The 21,403-nt window shown below is 55.1% G+C and carries 20 protein-coding genes and 1 tRNA gene; 6 read left to right on the forward strand and 15 right to left on the reverse strand.

The window, feature by feature from the left end:
- The 14 genes from IK012_RS01625 to IK012_RS01690 all read right to left on the reverse strand — a co-directional run.
- Positions 1-1,283, reverse strand: a 1,283-nt coding sequence (locus IK012_RS01625; RefSeq protein ID WP_290949632.1) for an AAA family ATPase, incomplete at its 3' end; no start/stop codon positions are given.
- Between the two features lie 162 nt (positions 1,284-1,445).
- Positions 1,446-1,850: a hypothetical protein gene (locus IK012_RS01630; protein ID WP_290949633.1), complete on the reverse strand. Its 405-nt coding sequence runs from the start codon at positions 1,848-1,850 to the stop codon at positions 1,446-1,448.
- A 295-nt stretch (positions 1,851-2,145) separates the two neighbouring features.
- The gene (locus IK012_RS01635; RefSeq protein ID WP_290949635.1) at positions 2,146-3,546 is read right to left on the reverse strand and encodes a TldD/PmbA family protein; all 1,401 of its coding nucleotides are present in this window, start codon (positions 3,544-3,546) and stop codon (positions 2,146-2,148) included.
- Position 3,547: 1 nt separating this feature from the next.
- Positions 3,548-4,339 (reverse strand): imidazole glycerol phosphate synthase subunit HisF, encoded by a 792-nt coding sequence (hisF, locus tag IK012_RS01640; protein ID WP_173345648.1) that lies wholly within the window; start codon positions 4,337-4,339, stop codon positions 3,548-3,550.
- Between the two features lie 65 nt (positions 4,340-4,404).
- Positions 4,405-4,728, reverse strand: coding sequence for a thioredoxin (trxA, locus tag IK012_RS01645; protein ID WP_173379753.1), 324 nt, complete (start codon positions 4,726-4,728; stop codon positions 4,405-4,407).
- Positions 4,729-4,771: 43 nt separating this feature from the next.
- Positions 4,772-6,595 carry a PCMD domain-containing protein gene (locus tag IK012_RS01650; RefSeq protein ID WP_290949639.1) on the reverse strand — a complete coding sequence of 608 codons (1,824 nt, stop codon included), beginning with the start codon at positions 6,593-6,595 and terminating at the stop codon, positions 4,772-4,774.
- On the reverse strand, positions 6,596-8,254 hold the full coding sequence (locus IK012_RS01655) for a PCMD domain-containing protein (protein ID WP_290949641.1): 1,659 nt from the start codon (positions 8,252-8,254) through the stop codon (positions 6,596-6,598). It abuts the gene before it with no gap.
- Positions 8,255-8,264: 10 nt separating this feature from the next.
- Complete coding sequence (locus IK012_RS01660) at positions 8,265-9,158, reverse strand: hypothetical protein (protein ID WP_290949643.1); 894 nt, start codon at positions 9,156-9,158, stop codon at positions 8,265-8,267.
- 138 nt (positions 9,159-9,296) lie between these two features.
- Positions 9,297-9,884 carry a DUF1007 family protein gene (locus IK012_RS01665; RefSeq protein WP_290949645.1) on the reverse strand — a complete coding sequence of 196 codons (588 nt, stop codon included), beginning with the start codon at positions 9,882-9,884 and terminating at the stop codon, positions 9,297-9,299.
- A gap of 13 nt (positions 9,885-9,897) precedes the next feature.
- On the reverse strand, positions 9,898-11,445 hold the full coding sequence (locus IK012_RS01670; protein WP_290949648.1) for a hypothetical protein: 1,548 nt from the start codon (positions 11,443-11,445) through the stop codon (positions 9,898-9,900).
- Between the two features lie 70 nt (positions 11,446-11,515).
- Positions 11,516-12,280 carry an RNA methyltransferase gene (locus tag IK012_RS01675; protein ID WP_290949650.1) on the reverse strand — a complete coding sequence of 255 codons (765 nt, stop codon included), beginning with the start codon at positions 12,278-12,280 and terminating at the stop codon, positions 11,516-11,518.
- 102 nt (positions 12,281-12,382) lie between these two features.
- A tRNA-Gln gene (locus tag IK012_RS01680) sits at positions 12,383-12,453 on the reverse strand.
- Positions 12,454-12,506: 53 nt separating this feature from the next.
- Positions 12,507-13,892 carry a carboxypeptidase regulatory-like domain-containing protein gene (locus tag IK012_RS01685; protein WP_290949651.1) on the reverse strand — a complete coding sequence of 462 codons (1,386 nt, stop codon included), beginning with the start codon at positions 13,890-13,892 and terminating at the stop codon, positions 12,507-12,509.
- On the reverse strand, positions 13,889-14,743 hold the full coding sequence (locus IK012_RS01690; RefSeq protein WP_290949653.1) for a TIGR02147 family protein: 855 nt from the start codon (positions 14,741-14,743) through the stop codon (positions 13,889-13,891). The genes IK012_RS01685 and IK012_RS01690 overlap by 4 nt, the downstream gene beginning before the upstream one ends.
- Before the next feature lie 484 nt (positions 14,744-15,227).
- On the opposite strand from IK012_RS01690, the gene IK012_RS01695 reads away from it, so the two are divergent.
- The 3 genes from IK012_RS01695 to IK012_RS01705 all read left to right on the forward strand — a co-directional run bounded on the left by IK012_RS01695 (position 15,228) and on the right by IK012_RS01705 (position 17,373).
- Positions 15,228-16,001 carry an alpha/beta hydrolase gene (locus IK012_RS01695; RefSeq protein ID WP_290949655.1) on the forward strand — a complete coding sequence of 258 codons (774 nt, stop codon included), beginning with the start codon at positions 15,228-15,230 and terminating at the stop codon, positions 15,999-16,001.
- A 217-nt stretch (positions 16,002-16,218) separates the two neighbouring features.
- Positions 16,219-16,914, forward strand: coding sequence for a hypothetical protein (locus IK012_RS01700; RefSeq protein ID WP_173345637.1), 696 nt, complete (start codon positions 16,219-16,221; stop codon positions 16,912-16,914).
- Between the two features lie 15 nt (positions 16,915-16,929).
- On the forward strand, positions 16,930-17,373 hold the full coding sequence (locus IK012_RS01705) for a hypothetical protein (protein WP_290949658.1): 444 nt from the start codon (positions 16,930-16,932) through the stop codon (positions 17,371-17,373).
- Between the two features lie 6 nt (positions 17,374-17,379).
- Here the strand turns inward: IK012_RS01705 and IK012_RS01710 are convergent, their stop codons facing one another.
- Complete coding sequence (locus IK012_RS01710; protein WP_290949660.1) at positions 17,380-18,099, reverse strand: UDP-2,3-diacylglucosamine diphosphatase; 720 nt, start codon at positions 18,097-18,099, stop codon at positions 17,380-17,382.
- A 56-nt stretch (positions 18,100-18,155) separates the two neighbouring features.
- Here IK012_RS01710 and IK012_RS01715 point away from each other — a divergent pair, with 56 nt between their 5' ends.
- From IK012_RS01715 to lnt, 3 genes are read left to right on the forward strand one after another with little or no spacing between them, the layout of a single operon-like run.
- On the forward strand, positions 18,156-18,728 hold the full coding sequence (locus IK012_RS01715) for a hypothetical protein (protein WP_290949662.1): 573 nt from the start codon (positions 18,156-18,158) through the stop codon (positions 18,726-18,728).
- A gap of 1 nt (position 18,729) precedes the next feature.
- Complete coding sequence (rsmI, locus tag IK012_RS01720; RefSeq protein ID WP_173379206.1) at positions 18,730-19,413, forward strand: 16S rRNA (cytidine(1402)-2'-O)-methyltransferase; 684 nt, start codon at positions 18,730-18,732, stop codon at positions 19,411-19,413.
- A gap of 4 nt (positions 19,414-19,417) precedes the next feature.
- Entirely contained in the window at positions 19,418-21,394 is a 1,977-nt protein-coding gene (lnt, locus tag IK012_RS01725) for an apolipoprotein N-acyltransferase (RefSeq protein WP_290949664.1), read from the forward strand.
- The last annotated feature ends 9 nt before the right edge of the window (positions 21,395-21,403 follow it).

Below are 21,403 nucleotides of genomic sequence, written 5' to 3' on the forward strand. Positions count from 1 at the left end.
TCGTCGGTTTCCTTCGCCAAGGCCTGCTCCTCGATCTTCATCTGGAGTTCCTTACGCTGCAAGGTGTCCAAGGCTTCCGGCACCGTATCCATCTGCGTCTTCACCAAACTTGCGGCTTCGTCAATCAAGTCGATGGCCTTGTCCGGCAAGAAACGGTCACTGATGTAACGGTTCGAAAGTTTCACCGCCGCCACGAGCGCGTTGTCGTGCAGACGCACACCATGGTGCGCGTCAAAGCCGTCCTTGATGCCACGCAGAATAGAAATCGATTCTTCTTCGCTCGGTTCGTCGACCTGCACGGGCTGGAAACGGCGTTCCAATGCGGAATCCTTCTCGATGTACTTGCGGTATTCCTGCGTGGTCGTCGCACCGATGCAGTGCAGTTCACCACGGGCCAGTTTCGGCTTGAGCATGTTGCCCAAGTCCATGGAGCCCTCGGTCTTGCCCGCACCCACGATGGTGTGGATTTCATCGATAAACAGGAGCGTGTTGCCGTCTTCTTCAAGAGCGTCCAGCACGGCTTTCAAACGTTCCTCGAAATCTCCACGGTATTTTGCACCCGCCATCAAGGCGGACAAATCCAGCGCGAACAACTTCTTGCCCTTCAAAGCGTCAGGCACATCGCCGCGATAGATTCGCTCGGCGAGCCCTTCGACAATAGCGGTCTTGCCCACGCCCGGTTCACCGACCAGGCACGGGTTGTTTTTCGTCTTTCGGCTAAGGATCAAGATGACACGGCGGATTTCCTCTTCACGGCCGATCACCGGCGAAAGCTTTCCGTCGGCGGCCATTTCCACGAGTTCACGACCGTAGAGTTTCAAGGGAGATTGTTCTTCGGCGTTGGCAGCACCTGCAAACGGGTCCGAAAGCCACGTTTCCACGACTTCCACGGAGCCCAGCGCATCTTCAAACACCTTCGCAAGGCCACGGTCGCCCGAGAACTTCATGAGGGCCACGAGCATATCACCCGGGGTCACCATGCGGTTCACCTGACGCGCCGCCTGCACGGAGGCACGCAAGATACGGTTCAAGTCGTTATCCGGTTCCACGTCGGGGTTCACGCCTTCCATACGCGGAATCTTCTGCACGAAGGGTTCCAACTTGCCACGGAGCTCATTGGTTTTCGCGCCTTTGGACTTATAAAGTTTCTTCAGGGTGGCATCCGGGCCTTCTACAAGGCCAACAGCCAAATGTGCCGCTCCCAGGTACGAATGGGAACAGCGGTCGCGCAGGCTCTGTGCCTTCGCCAAGACTTTTTCTGCATCGTTGTTAAAATCAGACATAGCGTTTTTCCTTTATTTTTTACCGCCATATATATGCAAAGGCCGTGCCAAGGAGCCTAAACGGCCAAAAAAGCCCGAAATCGCCCAAAAACAAAAAAAATGTCGCATTTTACTGCAACATTTTTTCAAAAATAGACGTTTAAGCGTTTATTTTGGGAACAATTAGTGGTGTCCACCCAGTTCTTCGCAAGACTTGCCATTGGCGTTCAGAATCTGGATAGCGTCACCGCTGACCACCGGGCGAATAAAGCGCCAGGGCCAGAAACCGAACCTCTGGGAACCCTTATAGTTAGCAACGGAGTTACCGCCCTGCTTTTTAGCCTTATCTTCCAGCTTGGGCTTGAGACCGTCGGCAGAACCATAGAAACCGCCACCCACGACAACTCTCTTAAGCACCGTAAATGCGGCACCATTGGGCTCCGTGTCGAAGAAGCAGAAATCATTGAACGGTTCAACCTGCTGACCTTCGGCCAAGGGGGCCGGAGTGTAAACACGCGGCTGGTAGTTAGAACAGGCCTGAAGGGCGAGAGCGGCTGCTCCCATGAGAAGAATGCCTTTAAGTTTCATAAAATTCTCCTTTATAAAAGCGGAGATAAAGATATAAAAAAATATCCCATCATTTTGTAAACTTTAAAATACACATTAGCGTTTAACAGGCCTTGCACCAAGTTTCTTGCCGGATTCGACATCCCGGCCAAAAGGTGTTGTAAAACATTACAATGGAATTTATCTCAAATTATCTCCCAACCTGCGTTTATAATCTACATTACTACATGTAATCCAAACATCCCATACACCAACAACGGCATCTCCTCGCGAGGTGTCGTTGTGGTTTTATAGGGTTTTTGATAAATCGGGACGGTTACCGTCCGCCAACCAAGATCTGGTCGACCTTAATGGAAGGCTGACCGACCGTCACAGGAACATGTCCAGAAGAGGCTCCGCATACGCCGGCAGCAACATCCCAGTCGCTCCCGACCATGCTTATGCGAGGCATGATTTCGTGGCCCTTGCCAATCAGAGTGGCGCCACGGACAAGTTCGCAAATCTTTCCGTTACGGATAACATAGCCTTCACCGACAGCAAAGTTGAATTCACCGGTCGCGGGGTTCACGGAGCCGCCCGCCATGCGCGCGGCATAGAGTCCGTTGTCAACGCTCGCAATCATAGATTCAAGCGAATCCTTGCCGGGCGCAATGAACGTGTTGCGCATGCGGCTCACGGGCGCATACTTGTAGTTTTCGCGACGGGCGCTTCCCGTAAGGCCGATACCGACCTCGGCGGCGCCAACGCGGTCGCTCATGTAAGTCTTGAGGATGCCGTTCTCGATAAGCACGGTACGCTGGGCCGGAGTGCCTTCGTCATCGTACTTGAGGCTTCCCCACATGCCCTCGATGGTACCATCATCAATCGCGGTAAGGCAAGGCTGTCCAATCGCCTCGCCAATCTTTCCGCAGAACGGGCTTGCCTTACGGCGTACCGATTCCGTCTCGAGCGGATGCCCGCAGGCCTCGTGGAAAATCACGCCACCGAATCCATTCCCCATCACCACGGGCATCTGGCCGCCGGCGATGTAGCCCGCATCGAGCATGCGGAGCACGCGCTCGCCGCATTCCGTCGCAAGCGCCTCGGGGGAATAATTCTGGATAAGTTCATAACCGCCAAGCGCACCCGGAGATTCGTGGGTCGTGAGGCGCTCGCTACCGTCGGTCGCGGTCACATTCACGTTCACGCGCAAACGCCCGCGGCTCATTTCCAAATGCAGGCCATCGCTGTTCATGAGCGTGATGGTGCTGCAGCTGTCCGTGACGCTCGCGCCCACCTGCGCAATCTTCGGGGAAAGCGCACGGGCCGCCTTGTCGGCGCGGAAAAGGAAATCCTGCTTGATGGCCTGCCCCAGCACGCGCGGGTCCTGGTATGCGGCCGGATTGTAGTCGCAGACCCGCTTCTCGGGCGCGAACTCGAAAGATTTTGCTCCCGCGGTACCGGGCGCGTTCATGCCGGCGATACGCCCGAAGGCAAGAGTCTTGACCAGCTTCACAAGTGCTTCTTCGCTGTCGTCGCTCGTGAAACCGTACAGGACTTCCGTCCCGTAGAGCAGGCGCACGCCTATGCCGTATTCCGTGCCCGCGGTCGCCGTATCTATCTGGCGGTCCTTGAGCCCGAGACTGGAGCTGCGGGTTTCCTCTTCGAAAATTTCCACAAAGTCGGCACCGGCACTGCGGCCAGCCTCAAAAATCTTTACCGCGGTAGATGGATTCACGCTACACCTCGCCGTTCATCTTCTTGCGCACCGGGATTCCCGCAGCGAGCATTTCGGACTTGATGCCGGGTACGGTATAATCGCCAAAGTGCACCATCGACGCCACCAGCGCCGCATCGGCAGATGTCTTGCGGAACAAATCCACGATATGGGCCGGAGTCCCGGCGCCACCGCTCGCAATAACGGGCACCTGCACGGCACGCGCCACCTGGTCGGTGATATTCAGTTCGTAACCATTACGGACACCGTCCGTATCGATGGCGTTCAGGCAAATTTCGCCCACGCCCAAATCTTCGGCCTTCTTGGCCCATTCGACGGCATCGATGCCCATGGCCTGCCTGCCGCCGCGGATGTACACCTCGTAGCCGCTCTTAAACTTGTCCGAAACGCCCACAAACTTGGCGTCCATACCGAGCACCACGCACTGGCGTCCAAAAGCCTTCGCGCCGTCGGCGATGATTTCGGGATGCAGCACGGCAAGGCTGTTCACGCTCACCTTCTCTGCCCCGGCCAAAAGAGCCTCGTGCATGTCGTCGAGGTTGCGGATTCCGCCACCCACGGCAAACGGGATAAATACGCGCTTGGCGATCTGGCGAATCATCTCCATGTCGCACGGACGGTTTTCGGCACTTGCCGTGATATCGTAGAACACCAGTTCGTCGACACCGTCGGCGCTGTACTGCGCACCCATCTCCACGGGGTCGCCAATATCAATATTGCCCTTAAACTTGACGCCCTTCGTCACCTTGCGGTTACGGACGTCCAAGCATACAATCAATCGTTTGGTTAGCATACAAAAATCAGGTCTGGATCCCTCGGCCGCACAACTTCGTCGCACGGCTCAGGATAACACGCAGGTTACAGGTTCCGGTCGATGACGCCCTTGACGGTCGCCTTGGGTACGGCACCCACCACGTTGTCGACTTCCACGCCATTCCTGAAGAGTTTCATGTTCGGGATATTCGTAATGCCGAAACGGGCGCAAATGTCCTTCGCACCATCGTCATCCACGTTCATCTTGGCGATGATAGCCTTGCCTTCGTATTCGGCGGCGAGCTCATCCACGATCGGGCCCATCATCATGCACGGACGGCACCAGGTGGCCCAGAAGTCTACGAAGACCAGCTGGCCAGAGGTGATGGCCTTGTCAAAGTTTTCTGCGGTCAGGTGTATAGCAGACATAAGAATCTCCGTTTTTTTCCCTAAAATAGCAAATTCTGAAGCATCAGTAAATGAGACGCATCTCGTCGACCCAAAGAGTCGCCCCGACCGTCCCCTTATAGACGTTTCCGAGCGCACTGGAGGCCACAACGACGCGGATATGCGTCACGTCGAAATCGTCTGGAGAATCGGTCCGGACCATAGAATTGTTGATTCCGGCGGAATTCTTGAGGTTCTTGTTAAAGACGCTGGAATTGAAAATCGGCGAGCCTTCCAGGGGTTCCCCGTACTTGAGGGCAAGGCGTATGGTCTTGTAGCCCGAGCGCTTCGCATCGGTAATGGAGACCACGTCCGGGTCATCTTCGCTTTCGACCGTCGTCGCGCGGTACCAGGCAGAGGCGACCATCGTATTCACGTCGCTGGATGTCCTGTACTGGTTCTTGCCCTCGTTGCTCGTGCGGCTACGGTGTTCAAGAATCACATAGAGGTCGCAGGAATCCTTCTTGCCCTCGTACTTCACGTCGAATTCCACGAACTTCGGGCGACCATAGAACGGCCTGCCGAAATCGATAAGCTCGTTGCCGTCATCGTAATTGGTCAACTTGAGCGTACCTACGCCCTTGGGATTGAAATAGCCGATAAACATGTTGCCACTCGCAAAGCGGCCTATGCCTAAAACAGTGGCATTTATCGACTCCATCTTGATAACTTCTTCATTCTCGTTCACAGTAAGCGTCTTGGTCGAAGATATGGCATCGTTGTTACCGTTGTCCCAACCATTGATATCGTTCTTGTTGCCAAACGCATCCTTCACCCAGTGGTTGAAATCGCTGCCCGGATACTGGTAGCCCGCCTTCACGGTATAGGTCCGCTCGCCGCCGTCGCTTGTAAGCGTAACCTTGTAGCCACGCGTAAAGTCGTAGGATTTTCCCTTCTGGATATTCACGCTGGCGCCTTCGGAAACTTCGAGCGACTTGACCACCAAATCGCGGAGGTCCAAATCCGTCGCATAATCCATATCCAAGAAAACCGTCCCTGCATCCTGGTCTATATTGCCGACAACGTTGCCTTCACCTACCGATATCTTGAGGAGCTTCGGGGCGGAAGCGGGAACAGACGACGAAGACTGCGGTTCTTCGCCACCGGCCGAGGAATTGCCCTCGGTACTCGACGAAGAATTCGCCTTCGAAGAGGAGCTCCCGTCGCTGCTTGCCGAGCCATTATCGGAACCCTTGCTGCTGCTGGAATCGCCGCCCTTACTAGAAGACGACTTGCCCGAAGACGAGGACTTGTCCGAATCCTTCGCAGAAGACGAACTGGAGTCGGAATTCTTGCCCGTAGAGGACTTGCCGGTGTCTTCTTCCGGATCATCCTCCGGGTCTTCGTCCTTGCTGCTGCTCGAAACTTCCGGCTTCTCAGGAATTTCGAAGGCAATCTGCCACAAGTCGGGAATGCCGCTCTCCGAAACGACCACCACATAGATGACCGCGCTCGAAGGAATGCGGAGCTTGTCGCCTTCACGCAGGCGGTCCTTGGAATACGAGACTTCCTGCGCGAGGGAATCGATAGCGACGGAATCTTCGGGGAATTCCTTGAACTTGCTCGTCACCAGGTGGAGCGTCGCCATGGAGCTGATATCCAGGTTGCCAATGGTCACGGAATCCCACGTATCGAGGCTATCGGGAATTTCTGCAAGAGATACGATAATCTTGTGTTCCGACTCGTATATGGAAGGATTCCCGTCCTGTTCCTCGAAGCCGATTTCATTCATCTTGTGGTAATCGGACGCACCGAACGTATCGTAGTCCGCCGTACAGCCCGCCAAAACGAACAACGCCGTACAAATGGCGAGCAGGAATTCAAGAGGCAAAGCAGCAAACTTATTCATTTATTCCCCCAGGTATTCCAGTTTGAAGTCATCGAGCACGAGCGCCGAATTTTCGCCGCCGCGGTACTTGCCCGAATTGCCCGCCGTTCCGCCGCTTACGACATGAGCGTATGCAGAAGAAGCGAACATCACGTGAATGGAGGTGACATCCTCGTCGCCCTTGCCGAGCGTAAGGCCTTCCGCAACCGCATAGCCGCCATCCAGGAGCCCGAACGGGTCCTTGCCGTAGGAAAGCTTCACCGTGCGGGTATTCATCTCGACGCTCTCGCTGTCCGAGAAGGCGCCCGTCGCAACAACCTTGCCATTCTTGCCCACAAGCATCACATACACGAGGCTCTTCTGCGGGTAACTCGTAGACTTGTTGGCTTTATGGGTGTAGGAATACTTTACCGTGAAGGCTGTCGGGCGCGCAGTAAAGGGCTTGCCGAAGGTCATGTCCCTTGCGATGTAAGAATCGCCTGTCGAAGGAGTCCCGCTCGTATAGCCCTGCTGGTAAATATCGAGCGCCGTCGTGCCCGCGTATTCCCCGCTAAAGTAGAAGCCGCCCGCCATTTTCCAGCTGCCGTCAATAATCACAAGCGATCCCTCGACTTCGCGGGTCGTTATTGTCGCCGTACCGCCGTCAAATTCAAGGTTCGCTGACGACGAGACCGTAATTGCCGCAACGGTTTTGTCTGTCGCCATCGCATCGCTCGTAGTCGCCCAGAAATCATCGCGGGCACTGAAATCCGAACCGGGCAACTGCACGCCGGCAACCACGCTGTAGGTGGCAACGTTGCCTTCATCGTCCGCAAATTCCATTTCTACCGGCCAGCGCAAGTCGTTCACCGTGTCGAGGGGCAAAAGTTCCACCCTCGTGAGGTTCGTCCCATAGGGCAGTTCCACGTACACAAACGAATCCTTCACCGAGACCATCCCCTTCGCGACAGAAAGCTCGGACAGTTTCACGGCCACGTTCGCGCTAGATGCGGGAGTCTCGCTGCTGGAAGATTCCTCCACGCTGCTGGACGATTCCTCGCTGCTCGAGGACTGCTCGACACTGCTAGAAGAAGGCTCTTCCGCGCTAGAGGAACTTTCGGCGGGTTCTTCGCTCGAAGACACCGCTTCTTCCGACGAGGACGATTCCTCCTGCGACGAGCTGGACTCCGCAGCCGAACTCGCCGGTTCCTTCTTGCTGCTCGAGGATTCTTCGCTTTCGCTGGAACTGGACGCGGCCTTTGCGCTCGAAGAGGACTTCTTCGTACTGCTGGAAGACTTCTTTTTGGCGCGGCTCACATGCCACACGGCGACAACGCGCTTATCGCCATCAAGAATGACCAGGTTCAGGCCGTCTTCGCCGACACCAAGCGTCGTTCCCGTCGACACCTCGTTGTCCCAGTCGATTTCGGGGTCCACAGGGTCATCGTCCAGAGCAAGGTAGCACGAACTTCCGCCCAAAGCCGCGACATTGTCCACCGTGAAGGAATCCGTCCCTTCAGGGAGTACTATCGTATGCGAAGCCACATCGATTTCCGCATCGTCCAGGTCTTCAAAAAATTCATATGCGCTGGGAGGAACCACAGGAACGCTGGGCTGATCGGTGCAGGAGCAAAGGCAAAATGCGAACGTGCACAGCGCACCCGCGACAACCAATTTCTTTTTCAAAAGTTCAAGCTGCATCTGGGCCCCCTTAGAAGAACGTCACCAGCGAGAATTTCAACGCCAGGAGGTTAATGGTAAAATTCACGACATTGTACACGACACGGCTCTTCGTCTCGCCATTTTCTTCCACATCGATAATGCTCGAGCTCAAGCCCAGAAGCCCGACAGAGGTTTCGAACGCGATGCGGTTCAACACCATCACGCAGATACCCGGATTGATACCCGCCTCGATGGACCAGCCCCTGTTGCGCGTCTTCTTCATATCCTCGCCGTTATCCGTCTGCGAAATACCGTAGGAATACTCCACCATGATGGAGGTCTCGTTGAAGAGGTAGAACAGGCGGGAATCGAGCACCTTCAGGTAATTTTTCAGGAGCGGCTGCACAAAGAACCCGTTGCTCACGTACTTGCGGTGTTCCTTGACATCCATCAAGTCCTCGAGAATCGAGAAGTCTATATCGAACCAGGTGCGCGAATAGCCGGCCCGCACGCCGATTGCCATCGCGTCGCGGAAAAAGTACCCGCCAAAGGCCTCCACCGTGAACGTGTAGCCGTAGGCCTCGTAGACATCGCCGATAAGGATGTTCAGAGCATCGTCCTCGGTGTTCGCCTGGATAAGCGAAAGCGTCGCACCGGCATAGGCATGCCCCTTCGAAATCATCTCGTCCGGTTGGACCGGGAAAAGCGCATCCAGAAGCCCGCCCTTCTTCACCGAATCCGCAGGGGCCTTTTCCACCTTCACGGAATCCGGTTCAGTAAGCTTGACAGCCAAGGCAGCCGAATCAGGCGCAGGCTCCACCGCCTTGGGGGCAGCGGGCGCAGTCGCCGCAGTATCCTGCGAAACCGACGGGATTACAGAATCCTGCGAAACAGGTTGCTGGGAAACAGATACAGGCGCCTCCTGAGCCAGGACAGACGCCACTACAAAAAAAACAGAAATAAAAATTCTCCGCATATACACGAATTTAGTTTTTTATCGTGCAAATGCATAGCCTTGTATTACACGCCTGTGAGGAATTTCAACTAATTTAACCCAACCGCAACAAATTCAGGCAAAAAGTTACTTTTTCTTGTACCGCAAATACAGGCCTTCTATTTCGGGACGGAACGCCTTGAACAGCGTGAGGCCATCAATCGCGTCGGAAAAATATTCGACCTCGAGTGTCGCCGGGGAATCGACTTCCGCATTCTCCATATCGGATGTCATCTGGATGTAATTCGACGGGTCGCCCACGACCACCACGAGCATCGTCCAATCCGCACCCGCAGGCTTCGAGAATTCCGACACGAAGTCGAGCACAAGCTTGCCCTTCACGAGGGACGCCTTGAACTTCTTGATATTCAGGACCTTCAAGAACTCCGAACCCGCCTGTACGTAATTGTAGTAGTTGCTTTTCGCAATCGGGTCCAAGATGGCGGATTCAAGGCCTTTGCCTTCTTCCGCCGACAGCTTGCCGTCACCGTTCTTGTCGACCGAAGCCACCATCCCGGCGCTGTAAATTTCGTCGAAGACCCAGTGGTTGAGAATTCCGCAAAAACCGGCCTTGTCGTACATGATCTTCACCTTGACATCGGCAAAGACATGAGGATGCGCAAAAGCCTGGCCCGAAAGGAGAGCCAGGACAAGAGCAAACAGCAATTTGCGCATCGGAAAAATCACGCTAGAAGGTAAAGACAATCCCCGCCACAAGGAGGCCCAAGCCAACGGCACCGAGACCGGCAGCAATGCCGCCCTTGATATCGCCCTGCTTGTTCAGGTCGTGATTGTCCTTGATGAGCCGCTGAGCCTTCTCGCTGTCGAACACGGAGCGGTTGTATTCATGCTTCTTGTCGGCGGCGTTGCTCCAGTTGCGTTCCGCCAGGTACCAAAGTACCCCGCCCGCAATAATCGGCGCGATGGAACTGAACAGGAATACCTTTCCCACGCGGCGGTCGCTGCGCTTCTGGTTGAATTCCCTCTGTCCCTGGATATACTCGACATCCTCGACGGATTCCAGTTCCACGTTGATGAAGTTCGGCATGAACGCCTTGACTTCGGTCGTAATCGAGGTATCGCGGTATCCCACCTTGCGGAAGAATATCTGCAACTGCGGCTGCGGATTGACTTCGTTCACCACGACATCGGTTTCGTAGTCGGGCATGTGATTCACCGAAGGCTCCTTGCCGATATAGACTTCGACCGCCTCGGGGTTCGTATTGAGCGTGAGCTTCGTGGACGGGCGTTCCACCGCGATTTCGACCTTGTTCAGGCTATCCGCGTTGATCTTCACCGTCTTCGTGCCCCACCATTCCACATCGCGCAGGACCCTCATCACGGAGATGGTGTACTTGCCCGGCTTGATGTTCTTGATGGTATCGGGTGCAATCTGGTGGAGCGGGATGCCGTTCACGAACAGGGAACAGGCTTCGGGGTTCGAGACCACAAGCAGGTTCGCCTTTCCGGGAGGATACAGTTCTATCGTCTCTTCCTCTTCCTTCACGACCGGGACCACGTAGTTCGAGAGAGAAAGGTCGATCATGACCTTGTCTTCGAGGTTGTAGAGGCGCTTCAAGTCGAGGCGGAAAATCTTGATGTACGGGTTTTCGACCACGTGTGCGAGGCTGTCCTGGATTTCGCGTTCGCGGATTTCGGCTTCGACCTTCGCGATTTCTTCCATCTTCAGGCGCTTCTCTTCTTTCTCGAGGGCGGCCTCCAGGTCATCTTCCGCATCGGCGGCGACTTCCGCGGCCTTGGCCGCCTCGGCGGCTGCGGCGGAATCGAGTTCGGACTGCGCGGCAAGCGAATCCTTCACGGCGTCCGTCATGATGACGTCGGCGGGCTTCTTCTCTTCCACCTTGTCGTCATCCTCGAATTCGTCTTCTTCCTCGACCTTCTGGCCGTTGCTCTTCTGCAACGCGGCAGCCTCAGCTTCGTTGATGGCATCGAAAATCTTCTGCGTGGATTCGTCCGGAGCCCGCAGGTAGACGGTGTCCTTTTCGATTTTCACGAAGATGGCCTCAAGCTCCACGGAGTCCCCGATGACCCAGTAGCGCACGGGTACTTCGCGGGTCGTGGCCGTATCGGCCGGATTGACGACTGCAGGTGCTGCCTTGGGCGCTGCCTGTTTCGCGACAGGAGCTGCCGGAGCGGAAGCTGCGGTTGGGGCAGGTTCTGCGGCAAAGGCAAAAGGCACAGCAAAAAACACGAAAGGAATGAATCGTTTCAGCATACCTTAAAGATATATTATTTGAAAAGAAAAAGATACGTGAAAAAAGGCCAAAAACGGGGTTTTTCGCCCGTTATGTGCCCGATTTCACAAGCCTAGCGCAATATATGGGCCCACGTCCCTCGGCATGGTCGGGCAAGATATGCACGCCGCATTCGGTGCGGTCCGCCCCCGCGGGTATTTCCGCGATCTCGTCGAGGCGCATCGCGGGGCGCTTCTTGAGGATTTTTTTCACCACGTCGTCGTTTTCCATCGGCGAAAGCGCGCAGGTACTGTAGACGAGGGTCCCGCCCGGGGCAAGGGCGTCCACCGCCGAGGCCAGAAGCGAGCCCTGTTCCACCGCGAGGCGCTTCACGCGCTTCACCGACCACACCTTGAGGTGCTCGGGAGCGTTGAGCACGTGCCGGTCCGAGGAACACGGAGCGTCCAGGAGAATCCTGTCGTAACTTTCCTTCTTGTGCATGCCGAACTTCACGCCGTCGTAGCCGGTCACGGAGATGACGGAGCGCCACTGTTCGGGCAAGGAATTTTCGAGCACGTGCGAAAGGCGGATCCTGCGGTCGGGCGAGCGGTCGTTGCTCTGCAGCGACCCCTCCCCCCCCAATCCGGAAGCGAGCACCAGGGACTTGCCACCGGGAGCGGCGCACATGTCGAGCACTCGATCACCGGGAACAACCCCGAGCGACTCGGCCGCGAAGACGGACGCCTCGTCCAGGTAGTACGGCTCGAGCCCCTCGCCAAAGCGAAGTTCCGTAGCGCAGCCCTCGCCCTTCAGCGATTCGAGAAGGGCCGACCAGCGTTCGCCGTACAATTGAGAGAAGTAGTCGAAAAATTCCATTTATTCCAAAGATACTCTTTTCAAAGTAACGGCGATTCCGGCACAGAGGCCGGAATGACATTACGGCAATAAAAAATCCCCCGCCGGATGACAGGGGTTTCGTTGAGCTACCAGGATTCGAACCTAGACAAACAGAGTCAGAATCTGTTGTGCTACCGTTACACCATAGCTCAGTGTGCGCACAACTTTAGAAAAAAATCCTCAATTGTGCAAGGGGTAATTTCAATTATTTTGCAGATTTCGGGAGTGCCGGCGGGGTGTAGGTCATCCCCTGCCATTCGAGGTCGTCACCCTTCGGCAGGTTCACGAACGTGACCACCACATACTCATCGACAGGAGTATCCGCAGCCTGTAGCGTCGAAATAACCTTCGTATCGCCGGAATAGAGCAGGAGTTCCTGTTCGCCCGAGGGCATCTCGTTGATTTTCAAAGAGTTGTAAGTCACCCCGCGAACGAAGTGCGCCGTTCCCTTTGCGCCAACCACCACGCTGTTCACCATGAGCGACTGCGTGGAATCGTTCGGGCCGATGACCAGGGCGATCGTGCTGACGAGTCCCGACGAGGGAGTCAGGTCAACGGTTCCCACATCCAGCGTGTCTTCCAGACCCGCGACTTCGGAGGCCATCACGTAACGGCTGAGTCCCATCATCACGGAATCACCTGCTTCTGCACGGAATTCCACGCGGAAGCTGTCGTAAGGAACTTCGGCCGGAACGGGGAGCCACCAGCGTCCGTCACTGTCCGTCACCGTCTGTGCCCGGAACACGGAGGAATCCCCGACAAAATCAAACCCGTAGATATCCGTAATCGCCATGACCTCGATGCCCGAGCAGACCCTGCCGGAATCGCAGTTCACCTGACCGGAAATCCTAGCGCGGCTCTTGCCATCGCCGTTCTTTTCCTTGATAAGAGTATCGACATCAAACTCGGTGCTCCAGAAGAACGGGCCCACATCGAGCGTGCCGCCCGCATCCACCTCGATGGAATCCATGCTCCACACGCGGTAGATGAGACTATCAGCCACGCCGGAATCCTGCAGCTTGGCGACCATCTGCGGGTCACCCGGGCAGAACCCGAACCACCAGGAACCAGCCGGAATGAGCATGGAGAACGAATCCTTCGCGAAGACGTTCTGCACAAAGGGCATGCCCGGCATGTACACCAAGAAGTGAGACCCGACCTCGACCGCAGGCTCGGACTCGCGATCGTAGTAGAGTACGCTCTCGAAATGAGCGGCCTTCTCGAGCTTGATGTCTTCAAGGCTCTCGGCAGCCACCACGCGGGGCAGGTAAGAAATTTCTTCGGCGCTCTCGTCGATGACCGCAAGCTGGAAGGTATCGGCGATAGCGGAATCGAACGCGAACACGCCCGCCGTATCGGTCTTCACCTCAACGAACTCGGGAACGCCATTCGTTTCATCCTTGGAATAAACACGCGACATGCGCACGACGACAGAATCCGCGCGCGTCCCGTCGGAACGCTTCACGAGCCCAGTCACCGACGCCGTCATCATGTTCTCGGTATCGGTCGCCGTACCGCCAACGTCCTTGCCGCCGGTACAGGCCAAAAGTAAAGCACCGCAAGCCATGACCATGGTCAAAGAGTATTTCATTTCGCGTCCTCCCCGTCCTTACCGGACTTGGCTTCCTTCTCCTTGCTGAGAGGGAAAAATTGAACGTTCAACTCACACACCATGGTTTCTCCGCTATCCGACCGCACAATGTCCAGCACCTCCTTGCGGAACACGTCGATCTTGTTGATGATGCGTTCGAGCCCTTCGGCGGACACGCTCATCGTAGTACAAGATACATTTCTTCGTTCGGTGCTGTAGTGGTCCAGAGCGCCTTTTGCAAGGTCAATCATCTGTTTCTGGAACTGGTGGCCAAAAAGCGGGGCGATTTCGCGGCCGCTCGATATGGTCTTGTTTACGGAGCGGTAGAAGCCGTCTTCGGCGAGGTCAATAAGCCCGAGGTCGAGGAGCAGCTGGATGGCCTGCTTCGCCTGCGGGAGCGTAATCTTCGGGTTCAAGAACAGAGCCACTTCCTGGATGTTCTTTTCGTTTATATCGAGTACAGAAAGAGATTCACGAACGGCAACATAATACCACTTGCTGTAGTACTCCTGCTGGTTCTTGGTGAGCGTCTTGACGGTTCGCGGCAAAAGCGCCGACATCTGGTCGAATATCTGCTGCTTGGACGCAGGCGTCGTCGCATGGGTGAAATCCACCATGAGGCTGAAGTAGCGGCCCTCGCGTTCATTCAAACCCAGGGCGGCGATAAACTTCGGGAGCATCTGCGGCGTAAGCGATTTGCGGCCGCGAATAAGATCGAGGTAAAGTCCAGACGACGAATACCCCGCCTTCTTCGCGAAGGATCGGTACGAGAAATAACGCTGCACGGACTTTCTGTACTCGTAGTAGTCCTGCAGGTATTTTCTGTAGTTGTAATAGGCGTAGACGTTCATTATATTCTAAAAATAATTTTTTATTTTCTTGGGAACACCCCTGTTTTCCAAAAATTTGCAAAAAATCACGAATTTTCAAAGAAAACGGTAAAAAAGAACACTTGGGGAACACTTTTTATAAAAAAGGTATACCCTTTTGCGAAAAAATTGTCTACTTTTAGGGAACACCCAATCCCATCCCTCGGACCTTCGCTGATACTCCCAGCGAAGGTCCTTTTTTAGACCGCTCGCGCTACGTTTATCATACCGTTCGCGCTACGTTTAGGGATTTAAATTCCTCCGGGAGGCGCCAGTTCAGCGTTTTCATGGCTTGCGTGTTACATTTTCGTATCGTCCGTGCAACATTTTGGGGGCTAAATTGTTACGGCATGCACTTGTTCGCACCCCTGGAAACCCCGCGGGGAGGGCTTGGGACAAAAGGCGGAATCTTTTGTTACATAAGTTTTACGTCCAAATTTGTCACACTTTTTTCTAAATTTGGCGCATGGATGTTAAGAAAAAAGCTTTAGGAATAAGCTTACGCCTCCTCCGTATCGCTGGCGCACTCCTTCTCATCTACGTAAGTATGGTATTCTACCTCGCGCTCACCGAACGCAGAAACGCGTTCCCGCGCGCCATTACGCACAAGGAAGCCCGTGAAGCCATCGCCGGCAAGGCCAAGTCCATCACGTGCTCCGTAGAAGACGGCACGGTTCTCGAAGGATGGATGCTCGGGAACCAGGGCGACCCCACGCTGCTCTACTTCCCCGACGCCGATGAAGACGCGACGCAGTTCCTCGCCGAGATCCAGGAAATGCAGGGAACCGCGCTCATCACCTTTAACTACAGGGGTTCCGGCGAGAACAAGGGCACGCCCTCCGAAGAGACATTCGAGCTGGACGCCCGCAGTATCTTGGAATGCGCGCGCCAAGCAAACGGGGAACCCGCTTTCCTTGCCGGCCGCGGGACAGGCGCAATCCCCGCAGCGAACCTCTCCGGGAAAGAAAAGAAGCTCATTCTCATAGATCCTGTAGGCAGTATCGCCGACGCCGTGAGCGGAAAATACAGGCTATTTTACCCCAAATTTTTAGTCCGAGCTAACACGCAAATATCCCCCGAAACCCTAGATGGTGCAAGGCATCACACGATTTTGCTTGCAGACCGGAAAATGTTTGGTGACAGAAATCACAGGTTTATTAACGTATTCGGGCAAATTAGCACCGTTGAACGTGGACAAAATACTCTTCGAAGAACTTTGTCTATCGCAATAAATGAATGAAACTAAAAAATAACAGTCCCTTATTTTATGCGGGTTCCAGAGCGATTGCATCAAAAAAGTAACAAAAAAATTTACAGATAATTTTGTCAAAAAATTACAGAAAAATGATTTTTTTACGTATGACTTTTCTCACAGTGGCACTTGACATCCCCGCACAAAATATGCTAACTTATACGGCAGGGGGCAGCAAATAACAATCAAAGATGAGGTGTATAAAATGGACAAAATCAACATCAAGATGGATATTCGCGGATTCATCCGCTTTTCCAACCAAGCAATGAAGGAGTTAAAACTCGACAAGAATCCCTATGCGGATATCGAAGTCGACACCGAGGGCAAGCGCATTGCCGTGACCCCCACCAAGACGCTCAAGACGTCCTCCTTCCGTTTCATGCCGAACGGCGCTGGCTACCTCCTGTACTTCAAGGGTGCCATGAACGCCACCGGTTTCCAGATTGCCCCCGGGCCCTATACCATGGTCAAGGAAGGCAACAGGTTCGTGTTCACGGGCAAGGCCCCCGCCAAGAAGAAAGGCGCATGGCAGCCGTTTGCCTGCCGTAACTCCGTCGGCATCCCGATGCTCTCCATCGATTCCCGCGGCACCATCATTTTCGACAAGCGCACCAGCACCGCCGTCGAAACCGCGAAGAACGACACCATGGTCGCCGAATACGACGCCAGCAAGAAAACATTCACCCTGACCTTCAGCAAGAAGGGCTTCATCAACGTCCGCACCATCGCAAGCCATGCGAATGCCTCCTTCATGGGTACGCTTTCCTCTCACGGTATCGCGCTCCCGACCAAGAGCTTCCGCACCGCCTGCAAGATCGATGGCAAGGTCGTCACGTTCAGCGTGGCCAGCTTGGTCGCTGAGCAGAAGGCGAAGTCCAAGGCTGCCAAGGCCAAAAAATAAACCATAGGCACAATTATGATAGACGTTCTGAAAGCATTCTACAGCGTGCACTACAATTTCGGCATTCTTGCCATCATCATCCTGCTGTTGGCGATTTTCTTCCTCTCGAAGAAGATCTACATCTTCGCCGGAATCACACTGCTCGTTGTAGTGGCCTTCAACATCGCGATCTACAAGATGACGGACGGCAAGTCCTGGACTCTCGAGGCCGCGATAGTGAAGGACCAGTTCGGTATGGAAAAGAAGGGCGATCCCATGACCTTCTCCGTAAGCAAGAACTGGGTCAACGAACAAGGCATCATCGTGGACCGTGGAGACACTATCCACCACTGGTGCTGGGTCGACCAGCTCTGGGAAAACTTCTCGGAGACAGACGTCATCGGTGCCCTGTGGGGCGAAAACAAGAGCAAGAAGATGATCAAAGCGTCGGAATCTCACGCGGGCGGCCTGTCCGAGTAAGGTTCACTACAACGTATCAAGGATAATCCCGCCTTCTTCCATACGGAGGACGGCGGGTTTCCATATCCACTCCCCGGGAGAAGCGACTACACCATTCTTCACGTTCCAGATGCCCGCGATATGATGGTGTCCGTGAACGCAGATGTCGCAATTCCTCCGTTTGAGGACGGATGTACCCCAATCGAGATATTCATTTATATTGATTTCGCGGGACTCCCCGATTTTACGGCTATTGCGGCCCACAAAACGGGCTATCGCCATGCCGCGATCAGGATGAATTTGTCTAAAGAGCCAGCGATTGAGCGGCAAATCGAGTATGCGGCGCATGATGCGGTAACCGCGATCGGATTTTGCGACTCCGTCTCCATGATGGAAAAATACGCGTTTGCCCTGAATTTCTAGCACGAGGCTCCTGTGAACCTGCACGCCGAGCGTTTTCGGGAAGAAATCCCCGTAGGCGAAATCGTGGTTTCCCTGCATCACGTGCACTTCGCAGCCGGAACGGACAAGTTCTCGCAGCGCGAAGAACAGTTCAAAATGATTGCGGTTCACGTAATCGCGGTATTCGTACCAAAATTCAAAAAGGTCGCCCACCAAGACCAAATGCGAGGCCTTTCCCCTGATAGATTCCAGGAACTGGATGAGTTTTTTTTCACGCCCAGGAAGGGCTCCCGGAGGGTTTACCCCGAGATGCACGTCGGATATGAAATAAGCGGGCAAGGACATCGTGGAGGAATATAGTAATTAGAACGGAATCAGGAAAAGAATCTATATTTAAGGCGATGAGATTTTCCAAGGTAAAGGCCTTCGCTTTCGCGATGTTCGCAGGCATGCTGTGCCTGTATTTCGCCGGCTGTTCAATGAGCCTCACTAAATACGACCTGCAGGAATTTCCAAAGACCATCCCGTTCTTCGAGCCCATATCGATTGTCTACGGAGGCGACACAATACAGCTGGACGCGAACCTGCAGAGGGCCTACACCCGCGCGGTAGACACCGCGAGCTATCCGATGGAAAGCTGCCGCGGAGTCGCAAGCATACAAGCCTCCGTCGAACAGGACGAAGAACCGAGCGCCTGGAGCATCGGGGCGGTAATAATCCCGTTCTGGCCAATGCTCCCCGTGAAAGAAACGTGGCATTACAGCATGGATATGCGCATTTTCTGCAACGGGACGCTCACATTCAAGGCGACATTCGAAGAAAGCGAGCACGTAGATGCGTTCTGGTACGGGAAACTCCGCGCCGACCTCGTGAACGACGCCTCGCAAGAAATGCACCGCAAGCTTATGGAACGCATCCGGTTCGAAACCCAGCTCGGAAGGCGCACCGACTTGAACTCCGCACAGGACTTTTAAAATGCACACACTCTATGTAGTCGCGACCCCCATCGGGAACATGGAAGACATCACCTACCGTGCCGTGCGGATCTTGAAAGAAGTCCCGCTCGTGCTCGCCGAAGACACGCGGCATACGCGAATCCTGTTCGACAACTACGGGATTACCACCCCAATGGAAGCCTACCACGACTTCAACAAGGAGAAGGTGACCCCGAAGTACGTGGAATACCTGAAGAACGAAGGCGATATCGCGCTCGTGAGCGACGCGGGTACGCCAGGCGTTGCCGACCCGGCATTCAACCTGGTACGTGAATGCGTACGCGAAGGTATCGACGTGCGGGCCATACCCGGCCCCTGCGCCATGATTACCGCGCTTGTCTCGAGCGGCATGCCCACCGACCATTTCACTTTCCAGTACTTTTCGCCCAAAAAGAGCGCTCAGCGCATCCACCTGCTCGAAAAACTGAAAGACGAAGAAGCGACCCAGATTTTTTACGCAAGCCCCCACAACATCGACAAGTTCGTCGAAGAAATCAAGCTGGTTTTCGGCGACATCAAAATCGCCCTGATGCGCGAACTCACCAAGAAGTTCGAGGAACACCTCATCGGAACCCCGACCGAGATTACGGCGCACTTCAAGGCGCACCCGCCCAAGGGCGAATTCGTACTCATATTCAACCCCCAGGACAAAAGCGGGCTGTAAAAATATGTTGGATAAAATTAAGACTCGACTGGAAGCGCTCCCGAAAATTTACTGGATCTATCTCGCGGTATTGATTGCCGTAGAAGTCTCCTGTTTTGCGTTCCGGCCCGACGAACCGGGACTCTACTCGGATTCCCAGCAGTTCGCTCCGATCCTCATCGCGCTCGGATTCCTGTTTTCAAGCGAATCGCGCACGCATTTCCGGCGCCACATCTATACCTACGGCATATTGCAGTTCATATCCCTCGCCCTCGACTACACCCTCGGTGACGATACCGGCACCGGGCATGCGGGCCTGTACCAGATAGCCACCCTGTTCATCCCGCTGTTCATCTTCTGGCTCGTACTTTTCGCGCGCTGGAACATCGCCCGCTTCCGCGAGTTCGATTCCCGCCGTGCGCTCCTACTGAGTTCAATCGCCTGGGGACTTTTCGGATTCGCATTCCCGCCGCTCCCGCTCGGACCCGCCGCCCTCGTGCTGCTCGTGCCCTGGTTCATCGTCCTCAACCGATACAACAGGAACACCGCAATTTTCGCGACGTTCTGGTCGGGCATGGTGTACAACACCATCAACTACTACTGGATTTACAACGTCATGCACGTGGATTCGGCCCCCTCCGGGCTCATCTTCCTCGGCGTCATCCTCCTCATCGCATTCTTCAGCGCCTACAGCGTGTTCGCCGCATTCATCTACACGCTCGCGAAAAACATCAAGTTCGGCGGCCGCGCCTGGCTGCTCGCACTCTACCCCATTTTCTACGCCGGTCTCGAAATGACGCGCACCCGCGGCGATTTCGCCTTCCCGTGGAGCCACCTCGGCTATGTTTTCGGCAGCACGCTCGAACTCCTGCAGGCCCTTTCCGTAATCGGCATCTTCGGGTACACGGCGCTCATCATCGCATCAAACATGATCGTTGCGAAGGCAATCGAAGGCCCGTGGAAATTGCCAGCAAACGAAAGCCGCGCGAAGTTTATCTGCGCGAAGCTCCCGCTCGCAGTACCCCTGCTGATTATCTCAATCCTTCTCGTGCATGGATCCGTCGTGCTGTCCAAACCCGAAGCGCAGCCCTTCTACGGCGCCGACGCACCGGAAACACCCCGGATGGCGCTGATTCAGCCCAGCATCGAGCAGGGTGAAAAGTGGAGCAAGGCCCGATACGACTCCATCACGGCAAAGACCTTCGGCATGGTAAACGACAGCGTGCAGACAGGAACCGACCTCATCATCCTCGCAGAGACCGCCATCCCGGACCATATCCGCAGGCAGCCCGCGACCATCAGGGAACTGCACAAACTAACGGATCAGCACAAGGCGAGCATCCTCACGGGGGCGCTAGACTTCCACCGCAACGGATCCGAAAAGGTGCGCAAGTACGACATCTACAACGCCTCGTTCCTGTTTTCGCCCGAAGACCCCCACTCTTACCAGCGCTACATCAAGAAGCACCTCGTGCCCTTCAGCGAGCGCATCCCCTTCGATGAAATCTTCCCCATCCTGAACTACGTGGACCTGGGCGAAGGCGACTTTGTGCCCGGAAAGGAAACCCCCGTATACGAGCCGTTCAAGTGGACTCCGTTTATCTGCTACGACGCGATATTCGGCGACCTCGTACGCGAAGCCATCAACGCAGGATCCCGCCTGATGGTGAACATCACGAACGACGGCTGGTTCGGCCGCAGTACCGCACCCTACCAGCACCTGAACCTCGTGCGCTACCGCGCCATCGAGAACGGCATGCCCACAGCGAGGCTTGCGAACAGCGGCGTCTCGGCATTTATCGACCAGTACGGCCACTACGACCTGAATACCGACATCTTCGTCGATGCGGTCATCCAGCGCAAGATGCAGCTCAAGACCCGCGATACGCCTTACCAGCACTACGGCGACGACGTCGAGACCGCCCTCCTGTGGTTCTTCCTCATCTACGTGGTAGGGACTTTCGCCGGGGCTATCGCGAAGAGAAAAGCGAATAGCATATAAATTCATGCA

This window comes from Fibrobacter sp., assembly GCF_017551775.1.
In the GTDB taxonomy this organism is placed as follows: Bacteria; Fibrobacterota; Fibrobacteria; order Fibrobacterales; family Fibrobacteraceae; genus Fibrobacter.

Excerpts from the sequence above, each read along its gene's own strand:
- IK012_RS01655 (WP_290949641.1), bottom strand. The coding sequence starts at position 8,254 with ATGCAGCTTGAACTTTTGAAAAAGAAATTGGTTGTCGCGGGTGCGCTG.
- IK012_RS01685 (WP_290949651.1), bottom strand. The coding sequence starts at position 13,892 with ATGAAATACTCTTTGACCATGGTCATGGCTTGCGGTGCTTTACTTTTG.
- lnt (WP_290949664.1), top strand. The coding sequence starts at position 19,418 with ATGTTGGATAAAATTAAGACTCGACTGGAAGCGCTCCCGAAAATTTAC.
- IK012_RS01630 (WP_290949633.1), bottom strand. The coding sequence starts at position 1,850 with ATGAAACTTAAAGGCATTCTTCTCATGGGAGCAGCCGCTCTCGCCCTT.
- IK012_RS01705 (WP_290949658.1), top strand. The coding sequence starts at position 16,930 with ATGATAGACGTTCTGAAAGCATTCTACAGCGTGCACTACAATTTCGGC.
- trxA (WP_173379753.1), bottom strand. The coding sequence starts at position 4,728 with ATGTCTGCTATACACCTGACCGCAGAAAACTTTGACAAGGCCATCACC.
- IK012_RS01710 (WP_290949660.1), bottom strand. The coding sequence starts at position 18,099 with ATGTCCTTGCCCGCTTATTTCATATCCGACGTGCATCTCGGGGTAAAC.
- IK012_RS01690 (WP_290949653.1), bottom strand. The coding sequence starts at position 14,743 with ATGAACGTCTACGCCTATTACAACTACAGAAAATACCTGCAGGACTAC.
- IK012_RS01695 (WP_290949655.1), top strand. The coding sequence starts at position 15,228 with ATGGATGTTAAGAAAAAAGCTTTAGGAATAAGCTTACGCCTCCTCCGT.
- IK012_RS01665 (WP_290949645.1), bottom strand. The coding sequence starts at position 9,884 with ATGCGCAAATTGCTGTTTGCTCTTGTCCTGGCTCTCCTTTCGGGCCAG.
- IK012_RS01700 (WP_173345637.1), top strand. The coding sequence starts at position 16,219 with ATGGACAAAATCAACATCAAGATGGATATTCGCGGATTCATCCGCTTT.
- IK012_RS01715 (WP_290949662.1), top strand. The coding sequence starts at position 18,156 with ATGAGATTTTCCAAGGTAAAGGCCTTCGCTTTCGCGATGTTCGCAGGC.
- hisF (WP_173345648.1), bottom strand. The coding sequence starts at position 4,339 with ATGCTAACCAAACGATTGATTGTATGCTTGGACGTCCGTAACCGCAAG.
- IK012_RS01670 (WP_290949648.1), bottom strand. The coding sequence starts at position 11,445 with ATGCTGAAACGATTCATTCCTTTCGTGTTTTTTGCTGTGCCTTTTGCC.
- IK012_RS01650 (WP_290949639.1), bottom strand. The coding sequence starts at position 6,595 with ATGAATAAGTTTGCTGCTTTGCCTCTTGAATTCCTGCTCGCCATTTGT.
- rsmI (WP_173379206.1), top strand. The coding sequence starts at position 18,730 with ATGCACACACTCTATGTAGTCGCGACCCCCATCGGGAACATGGAAGAC.
- IK012_RS01675 (WP_290949650.1), bottom strand. The coding sequence starts at position 12,280 with ATGGAATTTTTCGACTACTTCTCTCAATTGTACGGCGAACGCTGGTCG.